Below are 20,718 nucleotides of genomic sequence, written 5' to 3'. Positions count from 1 at the left end.
CGCGCGTCAGCGCTCGCGCGCCGCCCGGTCGAGCATCTCCTCGGTGACGACCGGGATCGCCCCCGTCGCCAGCTCGATGCCCGACAGCCGCGCCGGGCTCAAGACGCGCTGGACCTGGTCCTCCTCCATGAGCCCCGCCGCGGTCACGAGCGTCGAGATGGGCGTCGAGGTCGTCAACGCCGTGTGCGCGATCGACGCCGCGGCCGCGTACCCGATGTACGGCGTGAGCGCGGTGACGACGCCGACGTTCGTGTCGACCTGGGCCGCGAGCTTCGCCTCGTTCGCCTCGATCCCGGCCACGCAGTTCACCCGGAGCGTCGCGCACCCGCTCGCCATCCACTGCAGCGACTGCAGGATCGAGTGGGCGATGATCGGCTCGAACGCGTTGAGCTGCAGCTGCCCGCCCTCTGCCGCCATCGTGACCGTGGTGTCCGCCCCCACGACGGCGAACGCGATCTGGTTCACGACCTCGGGGATGACCGGGTTCACCTTGCCCGGCATGATCGAGGACCCCGCCTGCCGTGCCGGGAGCGTGATCTCCCCCAGGCCGGCCTGCGGACCCGAGGCCAGCAGCCGCAGGTCGTTGCAGATCTTCGAGAGCTTCGCCGCGCTCCGCTTCACGGTGCCGGACAGGGTCATGAACGCGCCGGCGTCGCTCGTCGCCTCGATGAGGTCCGGTGCCGTCACGATGTCGAGCCCGGACGCGACCTGCAGCTGGCGACGGACCTCGTCGCGGTACTGGGGGTCGGCCGTGATGCCGGTGCCGATCGCCGTCGCACCGAGGTTCGTCTCGGCGAGCAGCGGCATGACCGTCTTGAGCAGGAGGACGTCCTCCTGGATGGTGTGCGAGAAGCCGGTGAACTCCTGCCCGAGGGTCATCGGCACCGCGTCCTGCAGCTGGGTGCGTCCGATCTTCAGCACGTCCTGGAAGGCGTGCCCGCGCTCCGCGAAGGCGTCGGACAGCGCCTCGAGCTGCGACACGAGCCGCCGCACGCCGAGGATCATCGCGAGCTTGATGCTCGTCGGGTACGTGTCGTTCGTCGACTGGCTGCGGTTGACGTGGTCGATCGGGTGCAGGTACCCGTAGTCGCCCTTCTCGCGGCCGAGGAGCTCGAGGGCACGGTTCGCGAGCACCTCGTTCGTGTTCATGTTCGTCGAGGTACCGGCACCGCCCTGCACGATGTCGACGACGAACTGGTCCCGGAGCGAGCCGTCGCGGACCTCCTGCGCGGCACGGTCGATGGCGTCGGCACGCTCGGCGTCGAGCACCCCGATCGCCTTGTTCGCCCGGGCGGCCGCCTGCTTGACGGTCGCGAGGGCCTCGATGAGGTCCGGGTAGACCGCGATCGGCACCGAGGTGATGGGGAAGTTCTCGAGGGCGCGGAGGGTGTTGATGCCCCAGTACGCGTCCGCTGGGACGTCACGCGACCCCAGGGAGTCGGTCTCGGTACGGGTCTGTGCTGCTTCGTTGCCGGTCACGCCCACGAGGGTAGCCCGTCCGGCCGGTCGGGGCCGGGCCCCGGCCCGGGCGGGCGCGTCGCGACGTGCGAGGACGTCGCGGGTGGCGCCGTGGACGCGCGCGGTGAGGGCCTGGAGGCGCGGTGCGGGCCGGCACCGTGCCTCCAGGCCGTCAGGGGGTCGCGCCCAGGGCGCGCACGCCGGTCAGCGCGGGATGCGTCAGTGGAACTGCGGGACGATGAGGTAGATGCCGTAGAGGACGGCCACGCCGGAGACGACGAAGCAGGCGACGGACAGCGTCCGGAACCAGCGCACGGCGGTCGTGACGTTCGACGGGTGCGGGAACCCGACCGTCGCCGGACCGATCGTGCCGTCGTCCTTCACGGTGAACTTGCCGGCGCGGGTGTCGGCGGCGCTCCAGAAGCGGAGGCCGATCGAGTACACGGTGACCACGAAGCACGCGCCGACGAGCGACACGATCGCGACCGTCAGGAACGCGAACCAGTCGATGCCCATCAGCGTCGCCCTCCCTTGCGGCCGGCCATGCGGCGCAGGGTGCGCTCGCGGCTCAGCTCGGCTCGACGCGCGGCGACGGTCTCGGCGCGCTTCTTCCGCTGCAGGTCACGCAGCTCCTTGCGGGTGAACACCGCGTTGGCGGCGACGTCCACCTCGATCGCGGCAGCCTGCTCGTGCGGCTTGCGGAGCGACCACAGGTAGAGCCCGAGGATCACCGCGGCGCCGACGACCGCGTCGATGACGAGGCCCGTGACGCCGAGGCGGGCGATGCCGGACGCGACCGCGCCGACGGCAGCGGCTGCCGGGAGGGTGATGAACCAGGCGATCACGATCTTGCCGGCGGTGGACCACTGGATCTTCGACCCGCGGCGGCCCAGACCGGCGCCGATGATCGATCCGGAGGACACCTGCGTGGTGGACAGCGCGAAGCCGAGGTGGCTCGAGGCGAGGATCGTCGCCGCGGTCGACGCCTCGGCCGCGAAGCCCTGCGTCGCACGGATCTCGGTGATGCCGGACCCGAGCGTGCGGATGATGCGCCACCCGCCGGTGTAGGTGCCGAGGGCGATCGCCAGGGCGCAGGCGATGACGACCCAGAACTGCACGCCCTGCTCGGACGACTGCGCACCCGAGGCGATGAGGGTCAGCGTGATGACGCCCATCGTCTTCTGCGCGTCGTTCGTGCCGTGCGCGAGCGACACCATCGAGCTCGTGAAGACCTGGCCGATGCGGAAGCCGCCGCGCTCGTTCGGGAAGACCGGGCGCCGGGTGATCCGGTACGCGATCCGCGTGGACAGGAACGAGACCAGCGCGGCGATCACCGGCGAGAGGAACGCGGGGATGATCACCACCGTCAGCAGGGCCGCGTAGTTGACGGCGTTGAACCCCGCGCCGACGATCGCGGCACCGATGAGCCCGCCGAACAGCGCGTGCGAGGACGACGACGGCAGGCCGCGCAGCCACGTGATCATGTTCCAGACGACCGCCCCGATGAGCCCGGCGAAGATCATCTCCGGGCTGATCGCCACGCCCCCGGGCCCCTCGTTGATGAGGCCGTGCGAGATCGACGTCGCCACCGCGGTGCTGAGGAACGCACCGACGAGGTTGAGCACCGCGGCGACCGTGACGGCCACCTTGGGCTTCATCGCACCGGTGGCGATCGGGGTCGCCATCGCGTTGGCGGTGTCGTGAAAACCGTTTGTGAAGTCGAAGAAGAGGGCCAACGCGATGACCAGGACGACTATGAGTGTGATGTCCACCGCGGGCAAGTGTCCCAGGCTGGACGCCGCCTGGCAAACCCTGTCGGACACCTGCTGTTCATGTCGCCTTCGGACTCGTTCAGATCCGGAACCATTCCGATGGGAGAATGGACGGCATGGACACCGTCGAGCTCCTCATCCTGTTGGTCGGATCGCTCGCGGTGACGGGGTTCGCTCGGGCGAAGGGACTGCCGGCGCCACTGCTCGTGACGGCCGTCGCCCTGGCCGCGTCGTTCCTGCCGGGCCTCCCGCCGATCGAGATCGACTCCGAGGTCATCCTGACGATCATCCTGCCGCCGCTGCTCTACTCGGCAGCGCTCGACGTGTCGTGGCAGAGCTTCCGGCAGTCGATCAAGCAGATCCGTCGACTCGGCATCTTCCTCGTGATCATCACGGCACTGGCCGTCGGCCTCGCGGCGTACATCATCATCCCCGACATGGACTGGCCCGCGGCGATCCTGCTCGGTGCGATCGTCGCCCCGCCGGACGCGGTGTCGGCCGCCGCGATCGGCCGGAAGCTCGGGCTCCCCCGCCGCGTGATGACGGTGCTGTCCGGCGAGAGCCTCATCAACGACGCCGCGTCCCTGACGCTCGTGCGCGTCTTCACCCTGATCGCGGCGGGCACCTCGCTGACGATCTGGCAGGACCTCGGGATCTTCGGCCTCGCGATCGGCGTCGGGCTGGCCGTCGGCATCGTCCTCGGCGTCGCGGTGCACTGGATCCGGATGCGGATCAACGACCCGGTGGTCGAGACGATCATGAGCATCCTGCTGCCGTTCGTCGCGTACATCCTCGCCGAGGACCTCTCCGGCTCCGGGGTGATCGCGGTGGTGACCGCCGGCCTCTACATCGGCTACAACTCGCCGAAGGAGGGCTACGCGACCCGGCTCCAGGAGCGCCCGCTCTGGACGAGCATCGACGTCATCCTCGAAGGGTTCGTCTTCGCCCTGATCGGGCTCCAGCTCAACACCGTCGTGCAGGACCTCGTCGAGAGCGAGCGCAGCCTCGGGCAGACCCTGACCGCCGCGGCCGTGGTGCTCGTGGTGGTGATCCTCGTCCGGCCGCTCTTCGTGTTCGAGTCGTACGTGCGCAACCGCTTCAACGGCAGGTGGTTCCGACCCCTGCGCATCCGGCTGTCCCGCGGCCACCCGTCCCTGCGGTGGATGCGCGGCTCGGCGGAACCGAAGCTCAACTGGCGCGAGCTCACCGTCATCTCGTGGACGGGCATGCGTGGCGTGGTGACCCTCGCCGCGGCCGTGTCGGTCGTGGCGAACCCGGTCGACATCAAGGCCCAGGACACCATCTTCATCATCGCGTTCATCGTGACGGTGGGGACCCTCCTGCTCCAGGGACTCACCCTGCCGTTCGTGATCCGGTCGCTCAAGGTGCAGGACCCGGCCGAGGGCGAGGAGGACGTCCGCAGCGAAATGCGCCTCAACCAGCGCACGACCGAGGCCGCGATCGAGCTGCTCGAGAAGCGACGTCCGGACTGGTCGAAGCAGTACGGCGACGAGGCCGTCGACGCCGTGGTGAACCGGCTCAAGGCCCGGCTCGAGCGCCAGGCGGAGACGTTCCGCCGCGACGCCGAGGAAGAGGAGGACGAGGAGCGCAACGCCCCGGTCCGCCTGCGGGGTGCGCAGATCCAGGACATCCGGCGGGAACTGCTCGACCGTCGCCGCGAGATCGTGCTCGAGGAACGCGAGAAGGGCAACCTCGACGAGGAGGTCATGCGCCGCGTGCTCGTGACCCTCGACGCCGAGGAACTCGCGATGGACTCGGCGCAGGCGTCGCGCAGCCGGTCCTGACCGCGACCAGGATCCCGGGCGTATCCTGGCGGCCCGACCCAGAACAGGAGCGCATCGCCGAGTGAGCACGCCGCGGAACGACGTCCCCAGGAACAACGACCTCCCGGATCGTGACGGGGGGCCGCGGCAGTCATCCGCTCCCAAGCAGCGCACGACACGTCCGTCCACCCGCGGTGGTTCGAAGCCCCGACGCGGTGCCCCGGTCGCCGGCACCCGGCCGACCCGCACCGGCTCCGGTGGTTCCGGTCGCGTCCGGCAGGCACCAGTCCCGGAGCCGCAGCGCATCAGCGGCTACCGGCGTTGGTTCGGGACGCTGCACCCGTCGCTCCAGTTGATCGGCCTGCAGCTCTGGATGCCGCTGTTCTTCATCGTCGGCTTCTGCCTCTGCTACGTCTTCGCGTTCCACGCCCCGCACCCGCACGACGTCCCCGTGGCCCTCGTCGGCAGCGACCCCACACTCGTGGCCGCGATGCAGAAGGCACTCCCGGGCGAGTACCTCTTCCACACCTACGACTCCCTCGCGCAGGCGAAGCGCGACGTGCTCGCCGGCACCATGGCCGTGGCGTACGACCCCTCGACGAACGAGGTATTCAAGGCCACCGCACACCAGTTCCAGGTCGCCTCGCTCGTCCCCGTGACGCTGAGCACCGTCCTGACCGGCATCGGAGTGGCAGCCCCCACCGTGACCGAGCTGGCTCCGCTGCCCGCCTGGGACGAGTACGGCACCGTCGCCATGTACGTCATGCTCGCCTGGTGCATCGGCGGCTACATGGTCGCGATGTTCATCGGCATCATGGGCGGCCCGCTCCGACACCGCACCCGCATGGCCGTCATCGTCGTCGGTGGCCTGGTCATCTCGCTCATCACGAACACCCTCGCCGGGCCCGTGGTCGGCGCCATCCACGGGCACTGGATCGAACTCGTCCTCATCGCCTGGGGCTGGATCGTCGCGATCGGCCTCGCCGTCAACGGGCTGAGCTACTTCGTCGGCCGGTTCATCGCCGCGCCGGCCATGATCTGCTTCGTCTTCCTGTCGATGCCGTCGTCCGGCGGCGCCTACCCGAAGTGGTTCATGCCGGAGCCGTTCGCGTGGCTCAACAACGTCGTCGTCGGCTCGAGCATGGTCGACATGATCAAGCACCAGATCTACGGCGTCGGCCCGTCGTACTCGCGCGGCCTCATCACGATGGCCTGCTACGCCGGCGCCGGACTCGTCCTCATGTACTTCGGCAAGCAGTGGTGGGAGCGCCGACGCATCCGTGCCATCGTCACCGGCCGCACGACGATGTTCCAGGACGCCCAGACCGCGAACCGCGAGTTCCTCGGCAAGCAGCGCGACGCCGAGCTCGAGCGCCACGGGCTCACCTCGACCGAGACCGGCACGCTGAGCGTCCTCCACGACGACGACTGGGAGGACGAACGCGTCGGCGGCGACGTCTTCATGGGCGGTCGCGACGGCCTCGAGACCGAGACCACGCCCACGGGTCGCATCCCCGTCGTCCGTGGGGACCGCACCGGTCCGGTGCAGCGTCCAGGAGGCGCGGCGAACGGCCCCCGCACCCGTCCCGTCCCACGGGCGGACGGGTCCAGGGCACCGGGTCGCGCCGACGCCACGGGTCGCCCCGCCGACGGCGCCGGTGAGCGTCCGCACGGTCGGCACGCGGACCGCTGAGCCCCGAGCGGCGCGTATCCTGGGGGCATGAACCCGCGCATCGCCTGGCACCGCGTCCTCGTCACCGTCGTCGTCGTGTTCCTCGTGCTGACGGTCGGGTTCTACGCGGCGAGTGTGCTGCTCGCCCCCGCCGACGGCCGCAACGTCGCCGGGCTGTTCGTCGGCTGGGCGATGTTCGCGATGATCGGCGCGATCGTGTTCGGCATCATCGACTTCTTCGTGCGCCCGCTCGGCGGACGGAGCGGTGACGCCGAGGTCATCGCAGCGGCCGAGGAAGCCCGCACCGGCAGCACCCGCACGCAGACCCCCACCCGGTAGGACGACCCGCTGGGACGGCGACGGATCAGGGTCCCGACGGCGCGGCCACCCCGGTGCCGGTGTAGCCCGACACCGTGGCATCGTCCTCGGCGAACGTGAACCGCGCCCGCACCGATCCCCCGCCGAGCACGCCCGGCAACCAGTACTTCGCGTCGTCCCACATCGCGTCGAACGGCACGGCGTCGACCGGGATCCAGCGGGGTTCGAGTTCGTCGCTGCCCGACGGGCTGCCCTGCCAGCGGCGGCAGACGAAGACGTCCGAGACCTGGGACCAGGACGGGCGGTACGGGAACCGGTAGTCCAACGTGCCCCGTGCCTCCAGGTCCGCCGCGTCGATCCGCAGGCCGACCTCTTCCGCGACCTCGCGCACCGCCGTCTCGACGGCGGACTCCCCCGGTTCACGCTTGCCGCCGGGTCCGACGAGCCGGCCGGTCCCGAGGCCGCGTCGCTTCTCCCCGAGCAGCACCTCGGGGCCCTGCTCGCCGTCGCGCACGAGGTAGACGACGACCACGGCGGGGTGCTGGGACTTGCTCGGGTCGCGTGGGGTCACGCGTCCAGTCTGGCCGAAGTTCTGGCGTAGGCTTTTTCCATGGCGGGCACGCTGCGGGGGCACCATGGCTGAGCCGGGCAGGACCGGGCGCAGCCTCGAAGTGCTGCGCGCCGAGGCAGCCGAGGAGATCTCGATGATCGTCGAGCACCGCAGCCGCCAGGGCGAGGACCCGTGGGAGTTCATGCCGACGCTCCCCACCGTGGACGAGCAGGTCGTGCTCATCCTCCGCGCCGACGCCGTCGAGCTGGACGCCGCAATCGGGCAGCGGAGCGCGCAGTGGTCGATGCACCCCGCCTCCGGGCAGGGCACCCGCCTCGGCGAGGAGTACCACCGGCTCCGCCGCATCGCGCTGCAGCACCCCGAGCTGACGCCGGCGGTGTGGAAGCTCATGGGCGCGCTCCCCGAAGCCGGCTAGGTCCTTCCCGGCCGGGCTGCGGTTGGATGGCCCCATGACCGAAACCGTGCTCGCCGTCCTCAACCAGCCCTCCCGCGACCGCGCGCCGCACGACCCCGCGGCGGACGCGTTCACGTGGGCGAAGCCCCTCGAGGAGCACGTCCAGGTGCAGGACCTCGGCATCATCCGCGGCGACGGGGTCTTCGAGACCGTGACCGTGATCGACGGGCACCCGCAGGCACTCGAGGCACACCTGGCCCGCTTCGGCCGCTCGGCCGCGATGCTCGACCTGCCCGCACCGGACACCGACGCCTGGCGCCGGGCGATCGAGGCGGTGTGCGCCCGGCTCGACCCGGTCCGCGAAGCCTTCGTCAAGACCGTCCTCACCCGCGGCGTCGAGGGGTCGGACCGCCCGACGGGGTGGGTCTACGCGGCACCGTCCGGCGACTCGACCGCCGCACGCACCGAGGGCATCTCGGTCGTCACGCTCGACCGCGGCTACCGGCACGACGTCGAGCGGACGTCTCCGTGGCTGCTGCAGGGCGCGAAGACGCTGTCGTACGCGGTGAACATGGCGGCGCTCCGCGAGGCCGGCCGACGCGGAGCGGACGACGCCGTGTTCGTGTCGACGGACGGCTACGTGCTCGAGGGCACGCGCGCGAACCTCGTCCTCTCCGTCGGCGGGCGGCTCGTGACGCCGCGCACCGACATCGGGATCCTCGCCGGGACGACGCAGGCCGACGTGTTCCGCTTCGCCGAGGAAGCGGGCATCGAGACCGCCTACGAGCTCGTCACGCTGGACGACTTCCACGCGGCGGACGCGGCGTGGCTCGTCTCGAGCGTGCGCCAGGCGGCGCCGATCCGGTCGGTGAACGGCGTCGCGCGGACGATCGACGCGGAACTCACGACGCGGATCAACGACTTCCTGCTGGCGCGCGAGGTCTGAGACCCGCCTGCGGGCGGCGGACTGGAGGCACGGTGCGGGCCCGCACCGTGCCTCCCGTCCGGACCCTGGTCGCTACCAGCGCGGCGTGGTGACGCCCGTGCCGTCAGTCCACTCGAAGACGGACTCGCCCTCGATCCAGACGCGCCTCGCGCGGCTGGTCGCGTCGAGCGGGTCGCCGTCCCACAGCACGAGGTCGGCGTCGTAGCCCTCGGCGAGGCGGCCGACGCGGTCCCCGAACCCGAGGAAGTCGGCAGGGTTCGTCGTGAGCGCCTCGAGCGCGGTCTGGCGGGGCAGCCCCTCCTTCACCGCCGCGGTGGCCTGGTCGACGAGCATGCCGATCGGGACGACCGGGGCGTCGGTCGTGATCGCCACGCGGACCCCGGCCGCCGCGATCGCCGCGAGGTTCGGGATCCCGCGGTCACGGAGCTCGACCTTCGAGCGGCTCGTGAAGAGCGGGCCGTAGATGACGGGGATGTCCTTCTCGGCGAGGACGTGCGCGATCTTGTGCGCCTCGGTGCCGTGGTTCACCACCAAGCGGTACCCGAACTCCTCGGCCAGCCGGATCGCGGTGGCGATGTCGTCGTGGCGGTGCGTGTGCTGGTCCCACGCGAGCTCGCCGTCGAGGACGCGGACGAGCGCCTCCTTCGTGAGGTCGCGGGCGAACGGGTCGCCCTTCGCGGCGGCGGCGTCGCGGGCGGCGCGGTAGTTCTGCGCCTCGACGAAGGCGTCGCGGATGATCTTCGCGACGCCGAGACGGGTGGACGGGGTCTGTCCCTTGCCGCCGTAGACGCGCTTCGGGTTCTCGCCCAGCGCGCTCTTGATGCTCACCGTGTCGGAGATGAGCTGCTCGTCGATCGTGCGGCCGCCCCAGGTCTTGATCGCGACGGTCTGGCCGCCGATCGGGTTGCCGGACCCGGGCTTGACGACGATCGAGGTGATGCCGCCGGCGAGGGCGTCGCGGAAGCCCTCGTCGTCGATGTCGATCGCGTCGATCGCGCGCACCCCGGCCATGTTCGGGCCGGTCATCTCGTTCGTGTCGTTGCCCGCCTCGCCGTTCGCCTCCTCGTGGATGCCGACGTGCCCGTGCGACTCGACGAAGCCCGGGACGAGCCACGCACCCGCGGCGTCGACGACCGGCAGCCCGGCCGGGGGCGAGACGTCCGGGCCGATCGCGGTGATGCGACCGTCCTCGACCACGACGGCGCCGCCGTCGAACTCGGGGGCGGTGACGGGGACCACGTGTGCGTTCGTCACGACGAAGGAGTTGCTCATGCCACCACGGTACCGACGGGGGCGGACACCGCGGCCGTGCACACGACATGCAGATTCCTCGCGGCGGTGGCCGGCGCCGCTCTAGCGTCGAGCCGTCGTCCCGTCGTCCTGTCTCGTCCACCGTGGAGGAACCGATGCCCCGCACCGAGCACCCCTGGCCGTCCCACACCACCGTCACGCTCCCCTGGCGCAGCAGCGTGCGCGGCCCGCGGCAGGACCGCGAGACGACGTCGGTGGTGGCGTCGGTCCCGCCGCGCATCGCCCGGCTCCCCTGGTCCCCGGACGCCGACACCGCAGCGCTGCTCGACCGCGCCGCCGCCGCGCTCGTGCACCTCGACGAGCACCACGGCGACCGGCTCTTCGTGCTCGGTCGCGTGCTCGACCGGACCGAGGCCGTCGCGACCTCCCGCATCGAGGACGAGCACGCCACGCTCGACGACCTCGCGCGGGCCGTCGTCGGCGTCCGGGCGAACCGCAGCGCGACGGCGATGGTCCGGGCCGGCGGGGCGATCGAGACGCTCGTGTCGTCCGCGACGTCCGGCACGATCACGGAACGGGCGCTGCTCGCGGCCCACCACCGGCTCCTGTGCGACGACCCGGTCGACGGCCGGTACGCCGGACGCTGGCGGGACGTGCAGAACTGGATCGGCGGCGGCGCCACGCCCCGGCTCGCGCGCCACGTCCCGCCGCCGGCCGCGCTCGTGCCCGAGCTGATGGACGACCTGTTCGCGTTCCTCCACCGCGACGACCTGCACCCGATCGCGCAGGCGGCCATCGCGCACGCGCAGTTCGAGTCGATCCACCCGTTCACCGACGGCAACGGACGGATCGGCCGCGCGCTCGTCGCCGCCGTGCTCCGCCGTCGTGGCCTCGCTCGGATCGTCACGGTGCCGGTCGCGACCGCCCTGGTCGCCGAGCGGGACCGGTACTTCTGGCACCTCGACCGGTACCGTCGCGGTGTCGTCGACGAGTGGGTCCGTGACGTCGCGATCGCGATCGGCACGGTGTGCGACGAAGCCACGGTCACGGCGCTGCTCCTCGACGAGGGCGCCGTCCCCCGCGGGTCGCGGTGGTGGCCGACCCGGGCGCACGACGCCGTCGCCCGGACCCTCCTCGACGATCCCGTCGTCACCGAGGACCACCTCGAGCAGCTGCTCGGCGACGACGCCCGCTCGATCGACACCGTGACCGACGACCTCTGCCGCGCCGGGGTGCTGCGGCCGGTGACCGAGCGGCGCCGTCGCCGAGCGTGGCTCGCGGTGGCCGTCGCCGACGAGGTGACGGCCTTCACCGACCGCGTCCACGACGCCGTCACACACCGGGCGAATAGGGTGGGGTGGTGAGCACCGAGCACGCCCAGGCCACCCCGCCCACCGCCGCCAAGCGGCCCGTGACGCGGACCCACCACGGCATCGACTTCGTCGACGACTACGAGTGGCTGCGCGACAAGGAGTCGCCGGACACCCTGGCCTACCTCGAAGCCGAGAACCGCCACACCGAGCAGGCGACGGCGCACCTCGACGGACTGCGCGACCGGATCTTCGCCGAGGTGAAGAACCGCGTGCAGGAGACCGACCTCTCGGTGCCCGTCCGCATGGGCGACTGGTGGTACTTCACGCGCACGGCCGAGGGGAGCCAGTACGGCGTGCACTGCCGTGCGCCGATCAGCGGGCCGGACGACTGGACCCCGCCGGCGGTGACCGAGGGCGAAGCGACGCTCCCCGGCGAGCAGGTCGTCCTCGACGGCAACGCGCTCGCGGACGGCCACGACTTCTTCTCGCTGGGTTCCTACGACATCAGCGACGACGGCACACGGCTCGTCTACGGCATCGACGTCGAGGGCGACGAGCGGTACACCCTGCACGTGCGGGACCTCACGACCGGCACCGACCTCGGCGACGAGATCCCGAACACCGGCTCCGGGGCGACGTTCGACCCGTCCGGGCGATTCGTGTTCTACCCGACCGTCGACGACTCCTGGCGGCCCGACCGCATCTGGCGGCACACCGTGGGCAGCCCGGCGGCCGATGACGTCGTCGTGTTCGAGGAGCCGGACGACCGCTACTGGGTCGGCGTCGGGGTCACCCGGTCGTCGCAGTACATCGTGATCGAGCTCGGGTCGAAGATCACCTCCGAGGCGCTCGTCCTCGACGCGGCCGACCCCACCGGCGAGTTCCAGGTCGTGTGGCCCCGGCGCGAGGGCGTCGAGTACGAGATCGAGCACGCGATCGTGGGCGGCAGCGACCGGTTCCTCGTCCTGCACAACGACGGTGCCGAGAACTTCGAGCTCGTCGACGTCCCCGCGGACGACCCCACGTCGGAGCGCGACCGGCGGGTCGTCGTCGCGCACCACGCCGAGCGTCGGATCGAGGCGGTGGACGCCTTCGCCGGACACCTCGCGCTCGAGTACCGGTCCGAGGCGCTCCCCCGCGTCGCGATCATCCCGATCGAGGGCGACGGCTACGGCGACGCACACGAGGTCCCCTTCGACGAGGCACTGTTCTCGGCCGGGCTCGGTGGCAACCCGGAGTGGGACCAGCCGACGCTCCGGATCGGGTTCACGTCGTTCGTCACCCCGTCCGAGGTGAGCGACCTCGACCTCGCGACGGGCGAGGTCACGGTCCTGAAGCGCCAGCCCGTGCTCGGCGGCTACGACCCGGCCGACTACGTCCAGGAGCGCGACTGGGCCACCGCCGACGACGGCACCCGCGTGCCGATCTCCATCGTGTGGCGCCGTGACGCGGTCGACACCGACCGTCCGGCACCGCTGCACCTCTACGGCTACGGCTCGTACGAGCACTCGATCGACCCCGGGTTCAGCGTCATGCGCCTGTCGATGCTCGACCGCGGCGTCGTGTTCGCCGTCGCCCACGTGCGCGGTGGCGGCGAGATGGGTCGGCACTGGTACGAGAACGGCAAGACCCTCACGAAGAAGAACACCTTCTCCGACTTCGTCGCGGTCGCCACGCACCTGATCGACACCGGACGCACCACCGCCGACCGGCTCGTCGCCGAGGGCGGCAGCGCGGGCGGGCTCCTGATGGGCGCTGTGGCGAACCTCGCCCCGGAACGGTTCGCCGGGATCCTCGCGGCGGTGCCCTTCGTCGACGCGTTGACGAGCATCCTCGACCCCGACCTGCCGCTGACGGTCATCGAGTGGGACGAGTGGGGCGACCCGCTGCACGACCCCGAGGTCTACCGGTACATGAGCGAGTACTCGCCGTACGAGAACGTCCGCGACGACGTGCAGTACCCGGAGATCCTCGCCGTGACGTCCATCAACGACACCCGTGTGCTGTACGTCGAGCCCGCGAAGTGGACCGCGAAGCTGCGTGAGGTCGGCGCCCCGGTGCTGCTCAAGACCGAGATGGCAGCGGGGCACGGCGGCGTCAGCGGCCGGTACGCCTCGTGGAAGGAGCGGGCGTTCGAGCTCGCCTGGCTCCTCGACGTCCTGGGGCTGGCGGACGAGGCGCCCGCCGCGTGACGCTCACACGCGGTTGAGCGCGTGCACCGCCTCGTCGTAGGACTCCTCGGCGAGGCGCACCCGGTCGCCCGCGAGCACCCCGTACCCGAACGTGCCCTCGCCGCCGCGCTCGGCGATCGCCGCGTTCGTGCGCAGCGTGTCGAGCGCGTGCAGGGAGCGCACCCGCTCGGTGAGGACGTCGGCCGCCGTCCCGATCCGCTTCCACAGTGCGTGCGGGAACGCGTCGTCGCCGAGCACGTCCATCGTCAGGCGCGCGCGCATCGTCGCCTGCCAGGCGGCCTCGGTCGTGGCACGGTCGGCGGCCTCACGCGCAGCGGCGGTGTCCGAGGTGTCGTCGGCGACGGCGGCGCGCACGAGTTCGCGGACCTCCGGCTTCACCTGGGCGACGACGTCCTGCGCGACCTTCTTCGGCGATCGGAGGGCCCAGGCGGTCGGTGCGGGGCGCTCGACCGCATCGTCGAGGGCGTCGAGGAGCTCGAGGAACGGCTCGCCGTGCAGGAACGCCACGACGTCCCGGACCGACTGGTCGCGACGTTCGCGGGTGGCCGCCAGGATCCGCTCGCGCGTCATCGCGTCGACGAGCTCGTCCTGCGCCGGGGTCGACGCGCGCGGCAGCCGGTCGATGAGGTACTGCGCCAACGCAGCGCGCGCGGTGACGGCGGCGAGTCCGTCCGCCCCCGCGGCAGCGCGGTCGACGGCGTCGCCGGCGGCGAACGCCGGACGGTACGCGCCGAGGATCGCGGCGATCTCGAGGGCGGTCTCGGCCGCCTGCCGGAGGTCGGTGGCGTCGCCGGAGCGGAGCCGCGCCTCCTGGGCGAGGAGCGCGGCGCGGAGCTTCCGCAGCCGCTTCACCAGCACGCGTGCGGTCGTTCCCTTCTCCGGCTTGTCCTCGGCCTGGAGGCGCGGTGCCGGTGCTCCTGCCAGCCCACGTGCCAGCTTGGACGAGACGGCGGCGGGGCCGGCGCCGACGGCGGCGAAGCGCCCGTCGAGCGACGCGAAGAGCTCGTGGGCGACCTGCGGGTCGACGCCGCCGACGATCTCGACCTCGACCTCGCGCCAGGTGCGCGGGGTCTCAGGGGCGTCGTCGTCGAGCCGCGTCGCGCGGACCTGGTCGTCGGCGAGCTCGGCGATCTGGTCGCCGTCCTCGTCGAGCAGCCGCGTCACCGTGCGGGTCGTCGTGATCCGGACCACCGGGTGGAGGCCCCGGCCACGGCGCTCGGTGAAGAGTGCGGCGAGGACCTCGTCGGGGACGGTGTCGGCGTCGTCGGTGAGCGGGAAGTGCTGCTCGTGCCGGACGGTGTCGGACGAGGCGCGCTTGATGTGCCAGCCGGCGTCGGGGCCACCAGTCCGGCGGCGCACCGTCACGCGGGCGGCCACGAGGTCGTACCGCTCGGTGTCCCAGTACGTCGCGTCGAGGTCGAACGGCTCCTGGTGCTCGGTGCGGATGATGCCGCCGATGCCGACGAGGTCCGGCAGGGCACCGCCCTCGGGCAGGTCGTAGGTTCGCTCGATCTCGAGGTGCGTGTCGCTCACGCGGTCCTGTCTACCAGGGCTTCCCCGTGTTCCCCGAACCGGGCGGGGGCATCTGTGGAGAACCGCCCCGCGATGCCGACGGCGACGAGCGCGACCAGGAACGGGACGAGCTGCAGTGCGCACGAGAGCGTCGACTTGAGCGAGTAGGCGGCGCTCGTCTCCCAGACCGCGTTCGACAGCGGGGACACCAGGAGGGACGCGACGACGGGCAGCAGCAGGAGCGACCAGGTCCAGCCCGGCCGTCCTCGGACGACGAGCCACACCGCCGCCCAGGCAGCGGCCACGAGGCCGAGCAGGAGCCAGGGGGACACGGGCAGGCTGACCAGTCCGGTGACGACGGCGAGCCAGACCGCGGTCACGGCGAGCACGACGACGGCTCCGAGCGCCCGGCGGCGGAGGGGTGCCCCGGTCGCGAGGAGTACACAGGTCGCGACCGCCAGGCCGGGCACGACGGCGAGTCCGATCGCCAGGAGCGCGAACATCGGGAGCGTCGCCCCGACGCCATTGTACCGCTGCATGAGGCCGATACCCACGCTCGCGGCCAGGAAGGACCCGACGGCGACGACGAGCAGGACCGGGATGGTCGGGATCGTGTGCGTCGAGCGACGGACGGACAGCGGTGCTGCGGACATGGTGCTCCCCCAGGAAGATCGGTGGCCGGCGCGACGGTGGAACAGCGCCGTGGTGAGTGCGCCGAACGCGAGGGCGGTCGGCGAGAGGTCGAGTGCACGGGCGTCGCGGACGTCGGCGAGCCACTGCTCCCGACGGTCGGCGCGGTGCGTGGCGGGCGAGAGGGCGACCGCTGCCGTCAGGAGCAGCCGGTTCACGGCGTTCACGGGTGCACCGGCCGCGCGGGGCAACCCGCTCCGGTCCCCCGCGCCGCTGCACGCTCGGCTTCGGCGTGCGCTGCGACGAGCGTGCGTGCGGCGGCGGCTCCGTCCGGCGTGAACTCGTAGAGCCGCCGTCGGGGGCCGGAGCGCTCGGCGTCGTCGTCCCACGAGGACCGGATCCAGCCCTGCCGTTCGAGACGTTCGAGGATCGGGTACACGGTGCCCGCCTGACGTCCGGTCGCCTTGATGACGAGCAGCCCCCAGGTCGGTCCGTCGGCGGAGAGCAGTGCGTCGAGCACGTCCAGCGTGGGGACGGTGACGCGTCGGATCGGGTCCATGCGCTGAACCTACCTATGTAGAACAAGCTCGTCAACCCCTGGACGACGAGGCGCACCTCGCGCCCAGAACCCGGGGTTAGCCTGAGGACATGAGCGAGACGATCACCCGCGACGCGTTCGTGCCGGAGGCCGGCGCCGTCACGATGTTCACGACCAGCTGGTGCGGCTACTGCGCGCGCCTGAAGAACCAGATGTCGAAAGCCGGGGTCCCCTACCGCGAGGTCGACATCGAGCAGACGCCCGGCACGGCCGAACTCGTCGCCGAGGTCAACGGCGGCAACCAGACCGTGCCGACGCTGGTGTTCCCCGACGGCAGCACGGCGACGAACCCCTCGCTCGCCGAGGTCCAGTCGCGCATCTGACGCCGCGGGCGCCCACGTCGAACCACGAAACCGACACCGAACCAGGCCGAAGCCCCGGTTCGATGTCGGTTTCGTGGTTCGTAGCCGGGCGCGCCGGGCGGCGCCGGCCCTAGCCGCGCTCCAGCGCCTCGGTCAGCAGCGCCGCCATCGCGTCGAGCTGGATGTCGCCGGAGTCGACGATCTCCTCGTCGGAGCCGTCGAGCGCGCGGGCCGCCAGGGACGCCTTCGAGTCGATGAGCTCGGCGATCTTGGTGTCGATCGTCTGGGCGGCGATGATGCGCCACGCCGTGACGGGCTCCTCCTGCCCGATGCGGTGCACGCGGTCGATCGCCTGGGTCTGCTCGGCGCTCGTCCACGACAGCTCGGCGAGCACGACGTTCGACGACACCTGCAGGTTCAGGCCGACGCCCGCCGCGGTGAGCGAGCAGACGATCACGGCGACGTCGGGGTCGTTCACGAACGAGTCGATCTCGGCCGTGCGCTGCGCCGGCGTCTGGTCGCCCCGGACCGTCGCGGTGCGGAGGTGTCGACGTGCGAACACCTCTTCCGCCTGGTCCATGACGTCGAGGTGCTTCGCGAAGAACACGACCTTGCCGACGTTCGAGGCGAGCTGCGCCGCGTAGTCCGCCGCGAGCTGTGCCTTGGCCCGACCGATGCGCCGCACCATCGAGAACACGTTCTCCCCGGTCGGCGAGGCGTCCTGGTCCTCGAGCTCCCAGCGCGCGACCTGGCGGACGAGCTTGTGGTCGATGCCGACGACCGGGTCCTGCCCGGTGCGGGCGTCGAGCGCCTGGTGGTACCGCTTGACGAGCTTCGCGGTGAGCTCGCGCTCGGCATCGCGGATCGAGCGGCCGACCTCGTCGTCGAGTTCGACGGGGATGTCGGCGATCCGACGTGCCGGGATGTCCGCGGCGACGTCGACCTTGCGGCGGCGGACGATGCCCTGGTCGATGACGGCCTTGCGGGCCTCGACGAAGAACCCGGGGTCGGCCGGCGTCAGGCCGATCTCCTCGAGCTCGTTCATGAGCTTGGCGCGCGGCTTCTTGTCGTCGATCCAGCCGAGGTACTCCCAGATGGTGCGGAAGTCCTCGACCGAGTTGATCAGCGGCGTGCCGGTGAGGGCCATGAGCAGCGGCGACGCGGTGCGCGACCGGATCGCCTCGGCGAGCTGCAACACGAACTTCGAGCGCTGCGAGTCCTTGTTCTTGATGAAGTGCGCCTCGTCGACGACCATGCCCTTGAACCCGAAGTTCCCGAGCCAGCCGGCGTGCCGGTCGAGGATCTCGTAGTTCACGATGACGATGTCGGCGAACCCGTCGAGGTCGTCCCCGTCGCCGTGGATGACCGTGGCGGTGCGGTTCGGGACCCAGCGGGCGGCCTCGCGCTTCCAGTTCGTCTTGACGACGTTCGGCACGACGACCAGCAGCGGGAAGGCGTTCGCGGCCTCGGCGGCGAGGAGCGACTGCGCGGTCTTGCCGAGGCCGGGCTCGTCGGCGAGCAGGAACGTGCGGTGGCCCTGCGCCGCGGCGGCGATGAGCTCCGCCTGGTGCTTCATGAGCGTGGTGCCCGATCGCGAGTGCAGCGTCGTGGGCTCCGGCAGCGGCATCGTCGCCGCTCCCCCGCCCGCGCCGTACTCGAACGACTTGAAGAGCGGGCCGAACAGCTCCCAGTTCGCCAGGCGACGCGGGTGCGCGACGGGCTGGTCGGCGAGCGCGAAGTCCGGCGGCAGGAACGGGTTCGCGAGCTGTCGCTGCACGACGGCCTGCGGCACGACCGCACGCACCGGGCTCTCCACCGTCGGCGAGGGCTCCGCCGCGATGACGAGTTCCTCGGGCTGCAGCTCCATGCCGCCCGCGATCATCATGTCGCGCTTCACGGTGCGGGTCGTCTCGCTGACCGACGCCTCTTCCGTGAGGAGCTGGATCACGCTGGTGTCCCGCGCCGCGGTCTTCGCGAGGATCGTCGCCACGCCGTCGAGCCGCTTGAGCTGCTCGGCGCGCTGCGAGTCGGTGAGTTCGGTGTCCGCCTTAACCCGTGCGCGTTCCTCGCGCATGAGCAGGGCGACCGCCTGGAACTTCGAACGGTTCGACGCCTTGAGCGGTCCACGCTGCGCCGCCGCCTCGACCTCGCGCACGGCGCGGGCGAGCACGGGGATGACGCCGTCGTTGTCGAGCGGCCTGGTGCGACGCGACGCGGTCCGCGTCCCGCCGGCTGCTCGCCGGGTGCCTGATCGAGCCAACGCTCCTCCTGTTCCGCCCGTTCGTGCGGGCGAGCCGCCCCGCGGGGCGGAAGTCCTGAACCGGCGCCTGGCACGGCTCCGGTGTTCCGGGGGCCACCGTGGCCCACCGCTTCGCCGGTCCCCGTCCGGGAGACGTGGAGTCCCGCGGACCGTTCCCATCGCGGCCACCGGGTGGGGCCGGATGCGACGGTCCGCGCCGGGATCCGGCGCCGTCACACGCACGTGATGCCCCCTCGGAGCGATCACGGACCCGGTTCCCACGTCGGTCAAGTGACCGACTGCTGCGTCCGGAATCGACGCGGCACGCGGGAACGCGGTGCGTGCGCGCTCAGTTTACTCCCCGACCACCGACGGAGGCGACTCGACGACGCCCGCGCGAGTCGCGCCTCCTGGATCCGCCTGCTCTCGGGTCCAGGAGGCGCGGTGCGGACCCGTCCCGCGACCGGCGTCGCGCGGGTGGTCGCGTCAGGCCTGTGGTGCGGAGCGCGGACGGAGGAGCCCGTCGGAGGGGACGATCGGCGTCGCCTCCGCGAGGGCCGCCTGCGTCGCCGCCAGCAGCTGCTCCGCCGTGTGGATCCCGTTCGCGGAGCCGGTCGTGGCCTGGCCGCCGGCGTGCGCGAGCAGTTGCGCGCCGATCGCCGGGCCGATCCGGTCCGACTGGTCGGGGTTGCGCGCGATCCAGTCGCGCGCGACGGCGTCGGCGAGGCGTTCGGCGGCCGCCCCGCGCTCCGCGTCGCCGCGCGACCGGTGCCACAGCCCCGTGACGACGAGGTGCGCCACCACGGCACCGATGTCGCGTACCGGGTAGCCCCAGCCCGCCGTGTCGATGTCGAGCAGGCCGGAGATGCGCCACGGCTCGTCCTCGTCGACGAAGACCTGCTCGAGGTGCAGGTCGCCGTGCACGACCTGCTTCGTCGCGGTCGCCCAGCCGATCGAGCGTCGTCCGATGGCGTCGTAGAGCGCGTCGATCTCCTCGGCGTCCTGCGGCAGCGCGGCGACGAGGGTGCGGCGGTGCCAGTCGGCGTGGTCCATCGCGTCGGCGCGGGCCTGCTGCGTCATCGGGACCGTCGCGATCCGCCCGGTCAGCGCGGCGAGGGAGGCCACGAAGCGCGGGTCGTCCGCGATCTCGAGGATGCGACTGCCGGCGGGGACCCCGCGGATGCGTTCGAGGACGAGCAGACCGTCCCCACGGCTCGACAGCACCCGCGGCACCGGCAGTCCGGCGGCGACGAACTGCTCGTGCGACTTCTCGATCGGGGCCACCCGGTGCGGACGCACGACTTTGAGGAAGAGGGTCCCCTCGGCGGCGTCGACCCGCACCACGGCACGCTTGCCCGGTCGGTACGCCGCGACCGTGAGGGTCGGGTCGGTGACCGGCATGCCGAGCGTCGTGAGGAGCTCGGCGACGGCGTCGCGGTACGTCACCTGGGGCAGCACCGGTAGCCCGGGGTCGTTCGGGTACGCCCACACCGAGACCGGCTCGCCCGTTGCGGGGTCGGTGACGATCGCGCTGTTCTGGTCGTGGGTCCCGCCGGTGTCGACGTAGGTCAGGACCGTGGCGCGCTGACCGTTGCGGTCCACGGTGTCGACCTCGTAGCCGTACAGGTAGCCGTTGCCCGAGGGTTCGACCGAGTGCGCGCGTGCGGCCACGACGGAGGTCCCGGAGCCGGCGAAGGCCTGCGGGATGACGCGCTCATGGTTGGGCCACACGAGACCAGTCAACCGGACGGGGCGGGATTCGTCGC

The 20,718-nt window shown here is 71.8% G+C and carries 18 protein-coding genes; 8 read left to right on the top strand and 10 right to left on the bottom strand.

The genetic code is table 11. The annotated features are described in order from the left end of the window. Positions 1-6 precede the first annotated feature (6 nt). From J2X60_RS13045 to J2X60_RS13035, 3 genes are all read right to left on the bottom strand, one after another. Positions 7-1,479 (bottom strand): aspartate ammonia-lyase, encoded by a 1,473-nt coding sequence (locus tag J2X60_RS13045; RefSeq protein ID WP_070419138.1) that lies wholly within the window; start codon positions 1,477-1,479, stop codon positions 7-9. Between the two features lie 198 nt (positions 1,480-1,677). Further along, entirely contained in the window at positions 1,678-1,974 is a 297-nt protein-coding gene (locus J2X60_RS13040) for a hypothetical protein (RefSeq protein ID WP_309888038.1), read from the bottom strand. After that, entirely contained in the window at positions 1,974-3,230 is a 1,257-nt protein-coding gene (locus J2X60_RS13035; RefSeq protein ID WP_083294992.1) for an inorganic phosphate transporter, read from the bottom strand. The genes J2X60_RS13040 and J2X60_RS13035 overlap by 1 nt, the downstream gene beginning before the upstream one ends. Before the next feature lie 116 nt (positions 3,231-3,346). Here J2X60_RS13035 and J2X60_RS13030 point away from each other — a divergent pair, with 116 nt between their 5' ends. The 3 genes from J2X60_RS13030 (at position 3,347) to J2X60_RS13020 (ending at position 7,025) form a co-directional block, all read left to right on the top strand. Next, a complete protein-coding gene (locus J2X60_RS13030) occupies positions 3,347-5,035 on the top strand; it encodes a sodium:proton antiporter (protein WP_071295413.1) in 1,689 nt (562 codons plus the stop codon). Between the two features lie 61 nt (positions 5,036-5,096). Beyond that, a complete protein-coding gene (locus tag J2X60_RS13025) occupies positions 5,097-6,707 on the top strand; it encodes an ABC transporter permease (protein ID WP_309888035.1) in 1,611 nt (536 codons plus the stop codon). Positions 6,708-6,734: 27 nt separating this feature from the next. Next, on the top strand, positions 6,735-7,025 hold the full coding sequence (locus tag J2X60_RS13020; protein WP_071295411.1) for a hypothetical protein: 291 nt from the start codon (positions 6,735-6,737) through the stop codon (positions 7,023-7,025). A gap of 25 nt (positions 7,026-7,050) precedes the next feature. Here J2X60_RS13020 and J2X60_RS13015 read toward each other — a convergent pair whose 3' ends face one another. After that, the gene (locus J2X60_RS13015) at positions 7,051-7,575 is read right to left on the bottom strand and encodes an 8-oxo-dGTP diphosphatase (RefSeq protein WP_175475779.1); all 525 of its coding nucleotides are present in this window, start codon (positions 7,573-7,575) and stop codon (positions 7,051-7,053) included. A gap of 64 nt (positions 7,576-7,639) precedes the next feature. On the opposite strand from J2X60_RS13015, the gene J2X60_RS13010 reads away from it, so the two are divergent. Both J2X60_RS13010 and J2X60_RS13005 read left to right on the top strand, forming a co-directional pair. Next, positions 7,640-7,990, top strand: coding sequence for a tryptophan synthase subunit alpha (locus J2X60_RS13010; protein WP_070416534.1), 351 nt, complete (start codon positions 7,640-7,642; stop codon positions 7,988-7,990). A 34-nt stretch (positions 7,991-8,024) separates the two neighbouring features. Continuing rightward, positions 8,025-8,915, top strand: a complete 891-nt coding sequence (locus J2X60_RS13005) for an aminodeoxychorismate lyase (protein WP_309888033.1) — start codon at positions 8,025-8,027, stop codon at positions 8,913-8,915. A 72-nt stretch (positions 8,916-8,987) separates the two neighbouring features. Here the strand turns inward: J2X60_RS13005 and J2X60_RS13000 are convergent, their stop codons facing one another. After that, positions 8,988-10,187 (bottom strand): amidohydrolase, encoded by a 1,200-nt coding sequence (locus J2X60_RS13000; RefSeq protein WP_309888031.1) that lies wholly within the window; start codon positions 10,185-10,187, stop codon positions 8,988-8,990. Positions 10,188-10,321: 134 nt separating this feature from the next. Here J2X60_RS13000 and J2X60_RS12995 point away from each other — a divergent pair, with 134 nt between their 5' ends. Further along, positions 10,322-11,530 carry a Fic family protein gene (locus tag J2X60_RS12995; RefSeq protein ID WP_309888029.1) on the top strand — a complete coding sequence of 403 codons (1,209 nt, stop codon included), beginning with the start codon at positions 10,322-10,324 and terminating at the stop codon, positions 11,528-11,530. Next, positions 11,527-13,671: a S9 family peptidase gene (locus tag J2X60_RS12990; RefSeq protein WP_309888027.1), complete on the top strand. Its 2,145-nt coding sequence runs from the start codon at positions 11,527-11,529 to the stop codon at positions 13,669-13,671. The genes J2X60_RS12995 and J2X60_RS12990 overlap by 4 nt, the downstream gene beginning before the upstream one ends. Positions 13,672-13,674: 3 nt before the next feature. Here the strand turns inward: J2X60_RS12990 and J2X60_RS12985 are convergent, their stop codons facing one another. The 3 genes from J2X60_RS12985 to J2X60_RS12975 are packed head-to-tail and all read right to left on the bottom strand — an operon-like array spanning position 13,675 to position 16,372. Further along, the gene (locus tag J2X60_RS12985; RefSeq protein WP_309888025.1) at positions 13,675-15,204 is read right to left on the bottom strand and encodes a CYTH domain-containing protein; all 1,530 of its coding nucleotides are present in this window, start codon (positions 15,202-15,204) and stop codon (positions 13,675-13,677) included. Then, complete coding sequence (locus J2X60_RS12980) at positions 15,201-16,040, bottom strand: hypothetical protein (RefSeq protein ID WP_309888023.1); 840 nt, start codon at positions 16,038-16,040, stop codon at positions 15,201-15,203. Before J2X60_RS12980 ends, J2X60_RS12985 begins: the two co-directional genes overlap by 4 nt. After that, positions 16,037-16,372, bottom strand: coding sequence for a helix-turn-helix transcriptional regulator (locus tag J2X60_RS12975; protein WP_309888021.1), 336 nt, complete (start codon positions 16,370-16,372; stop codon positions 16,037-16,039). The genes J2X60_RS12980 and J2X60_RS12975 overlap by 4 nt, the downstream gene beginning before the upstream one ends. A gap of 89 nt (positions 16,373-16,461) precedes the next feature. On the opposite strand from J2X60_RS12975, the gene J2X60_RS12970 reads away from it, so the two are divergent. Then, positions 16,462-16,734, top strand: a complete 273-nt coding sequence (locus J2X60_RS12970) for a mycoredoxin (RefSeq protein ID WP_070416538.1) — start codon at positions 16,462-16,464, stop codon at positions 16,732-16,734. 109 nt (positions 16,735-16,843) lie between these two features. Here J2X60_RS12970 and J2X60_RS12965 read toward each other — a convergent pair whose 3' ends face one another. Together J2X60_RS12965 and J2X60_RS12960 are read right to left on the bottom strand one after the other, a co-directional pair. Beyond that, complete coding sequence (locus tag J2X60_RS12965) at positions 16,844-18,973, bottom strand: DEAD/DEAH box helicase (RefSeq protein WP_070416539.1); 2,130 nt, start codon at positions 18,971-18,973, stop codon at positions 16,844-16,846. Positions 18,974-19,438: 465 nt separating this feature from the next. Next, complete coding sequence (locus J2X60_RS12960) at positions 19,439-20,683, bottom strand: aminoglycoside phosphotransferase family protein (RefSeq protein WP_071295406.1); 1,245 nt, start codon at positions 20,681-20,683, stop codon at positions 19,439-19,441. Positions 20,684-20,718 lie beyond the last annotated feature (35 nt).

Source organism: Curtobacterium sp. 320 (assembly GCF_031455235.1).
Lineage (GTDB): Bacteria > Actinomycetota > Actinomycetes > Actinomycetales > Microbacteriaceae > Curtobacterium.
This window is presented reverse-complemented; position numbering and strand designations above follow the sequence as displayed.

Bases quoted from the DNA above. Each gene is read 5' to 3' on its own strand.
- J2X60_RS13030 (WP_071295413.1), top strand. From the start codon at position 3,347: ATGGACACCGTCGAGCTCCTCATCCTGTTGGTCGGATCGCTCGCGGTG.
- J2X60_RS13000 (WP_309888031.1), bottom strand. From the start codon at position 10,187: ATGAGCAACTCCTTCGTCGTGACGAACGCACACGTGGTCCCCGTCACC.
- J2X60_RS13010 (WP_070416534.1), top strand. From the start codon at position 7,640: ATGGCTGAGCCGGGCAGGACCGGGCGCAGCCTCGAAGTGCTGCGCGCC.
- J2X60_RS13020 (WP_071295411.1), top strand. From the start codon at position 6,735: ATGAACCCGCGCATCGCCTGGCACCGCGTCCTCGTCACCGTCGTCGTC.
- J2X60_RS13005 (WP_309888033.1), top strand. From the start codon at position 8,025: ATGACCGAAACCGTGCTCGCCGTCCTCAACCAGCCCTCCCGCGACCGC.
- J2X60_RS13040 (WP_309888038.1), bottom strand. From the start codon at position 1,974: ATGGGCATCGACTGGTTCGCGTTCCTGACGGTCGCGATCGTGTCGCTC.
- J2X60_RS12995 (WP_309888029.1), top strand. From the start codon at position 10,322: ATGCCCCGCACCGAGCACCCCTGGCCGTCCCACACCACCGTCACGCTC.
- J2X60_RS12970 (WP_070416538.1), top strand. From the start codon at position 16,462: ATGAGCGAGACGATCACCCGCGACGCGTTCGTGCCGGAGGCCGGCGCC.
- J2X60_RS12975 (WP_309888021.1), bottom strand. From the start codon at position 16,372: ATGGACCCGATCCGACGCGTCACCGTCCCCACGCTGGACGTGCTCGAC.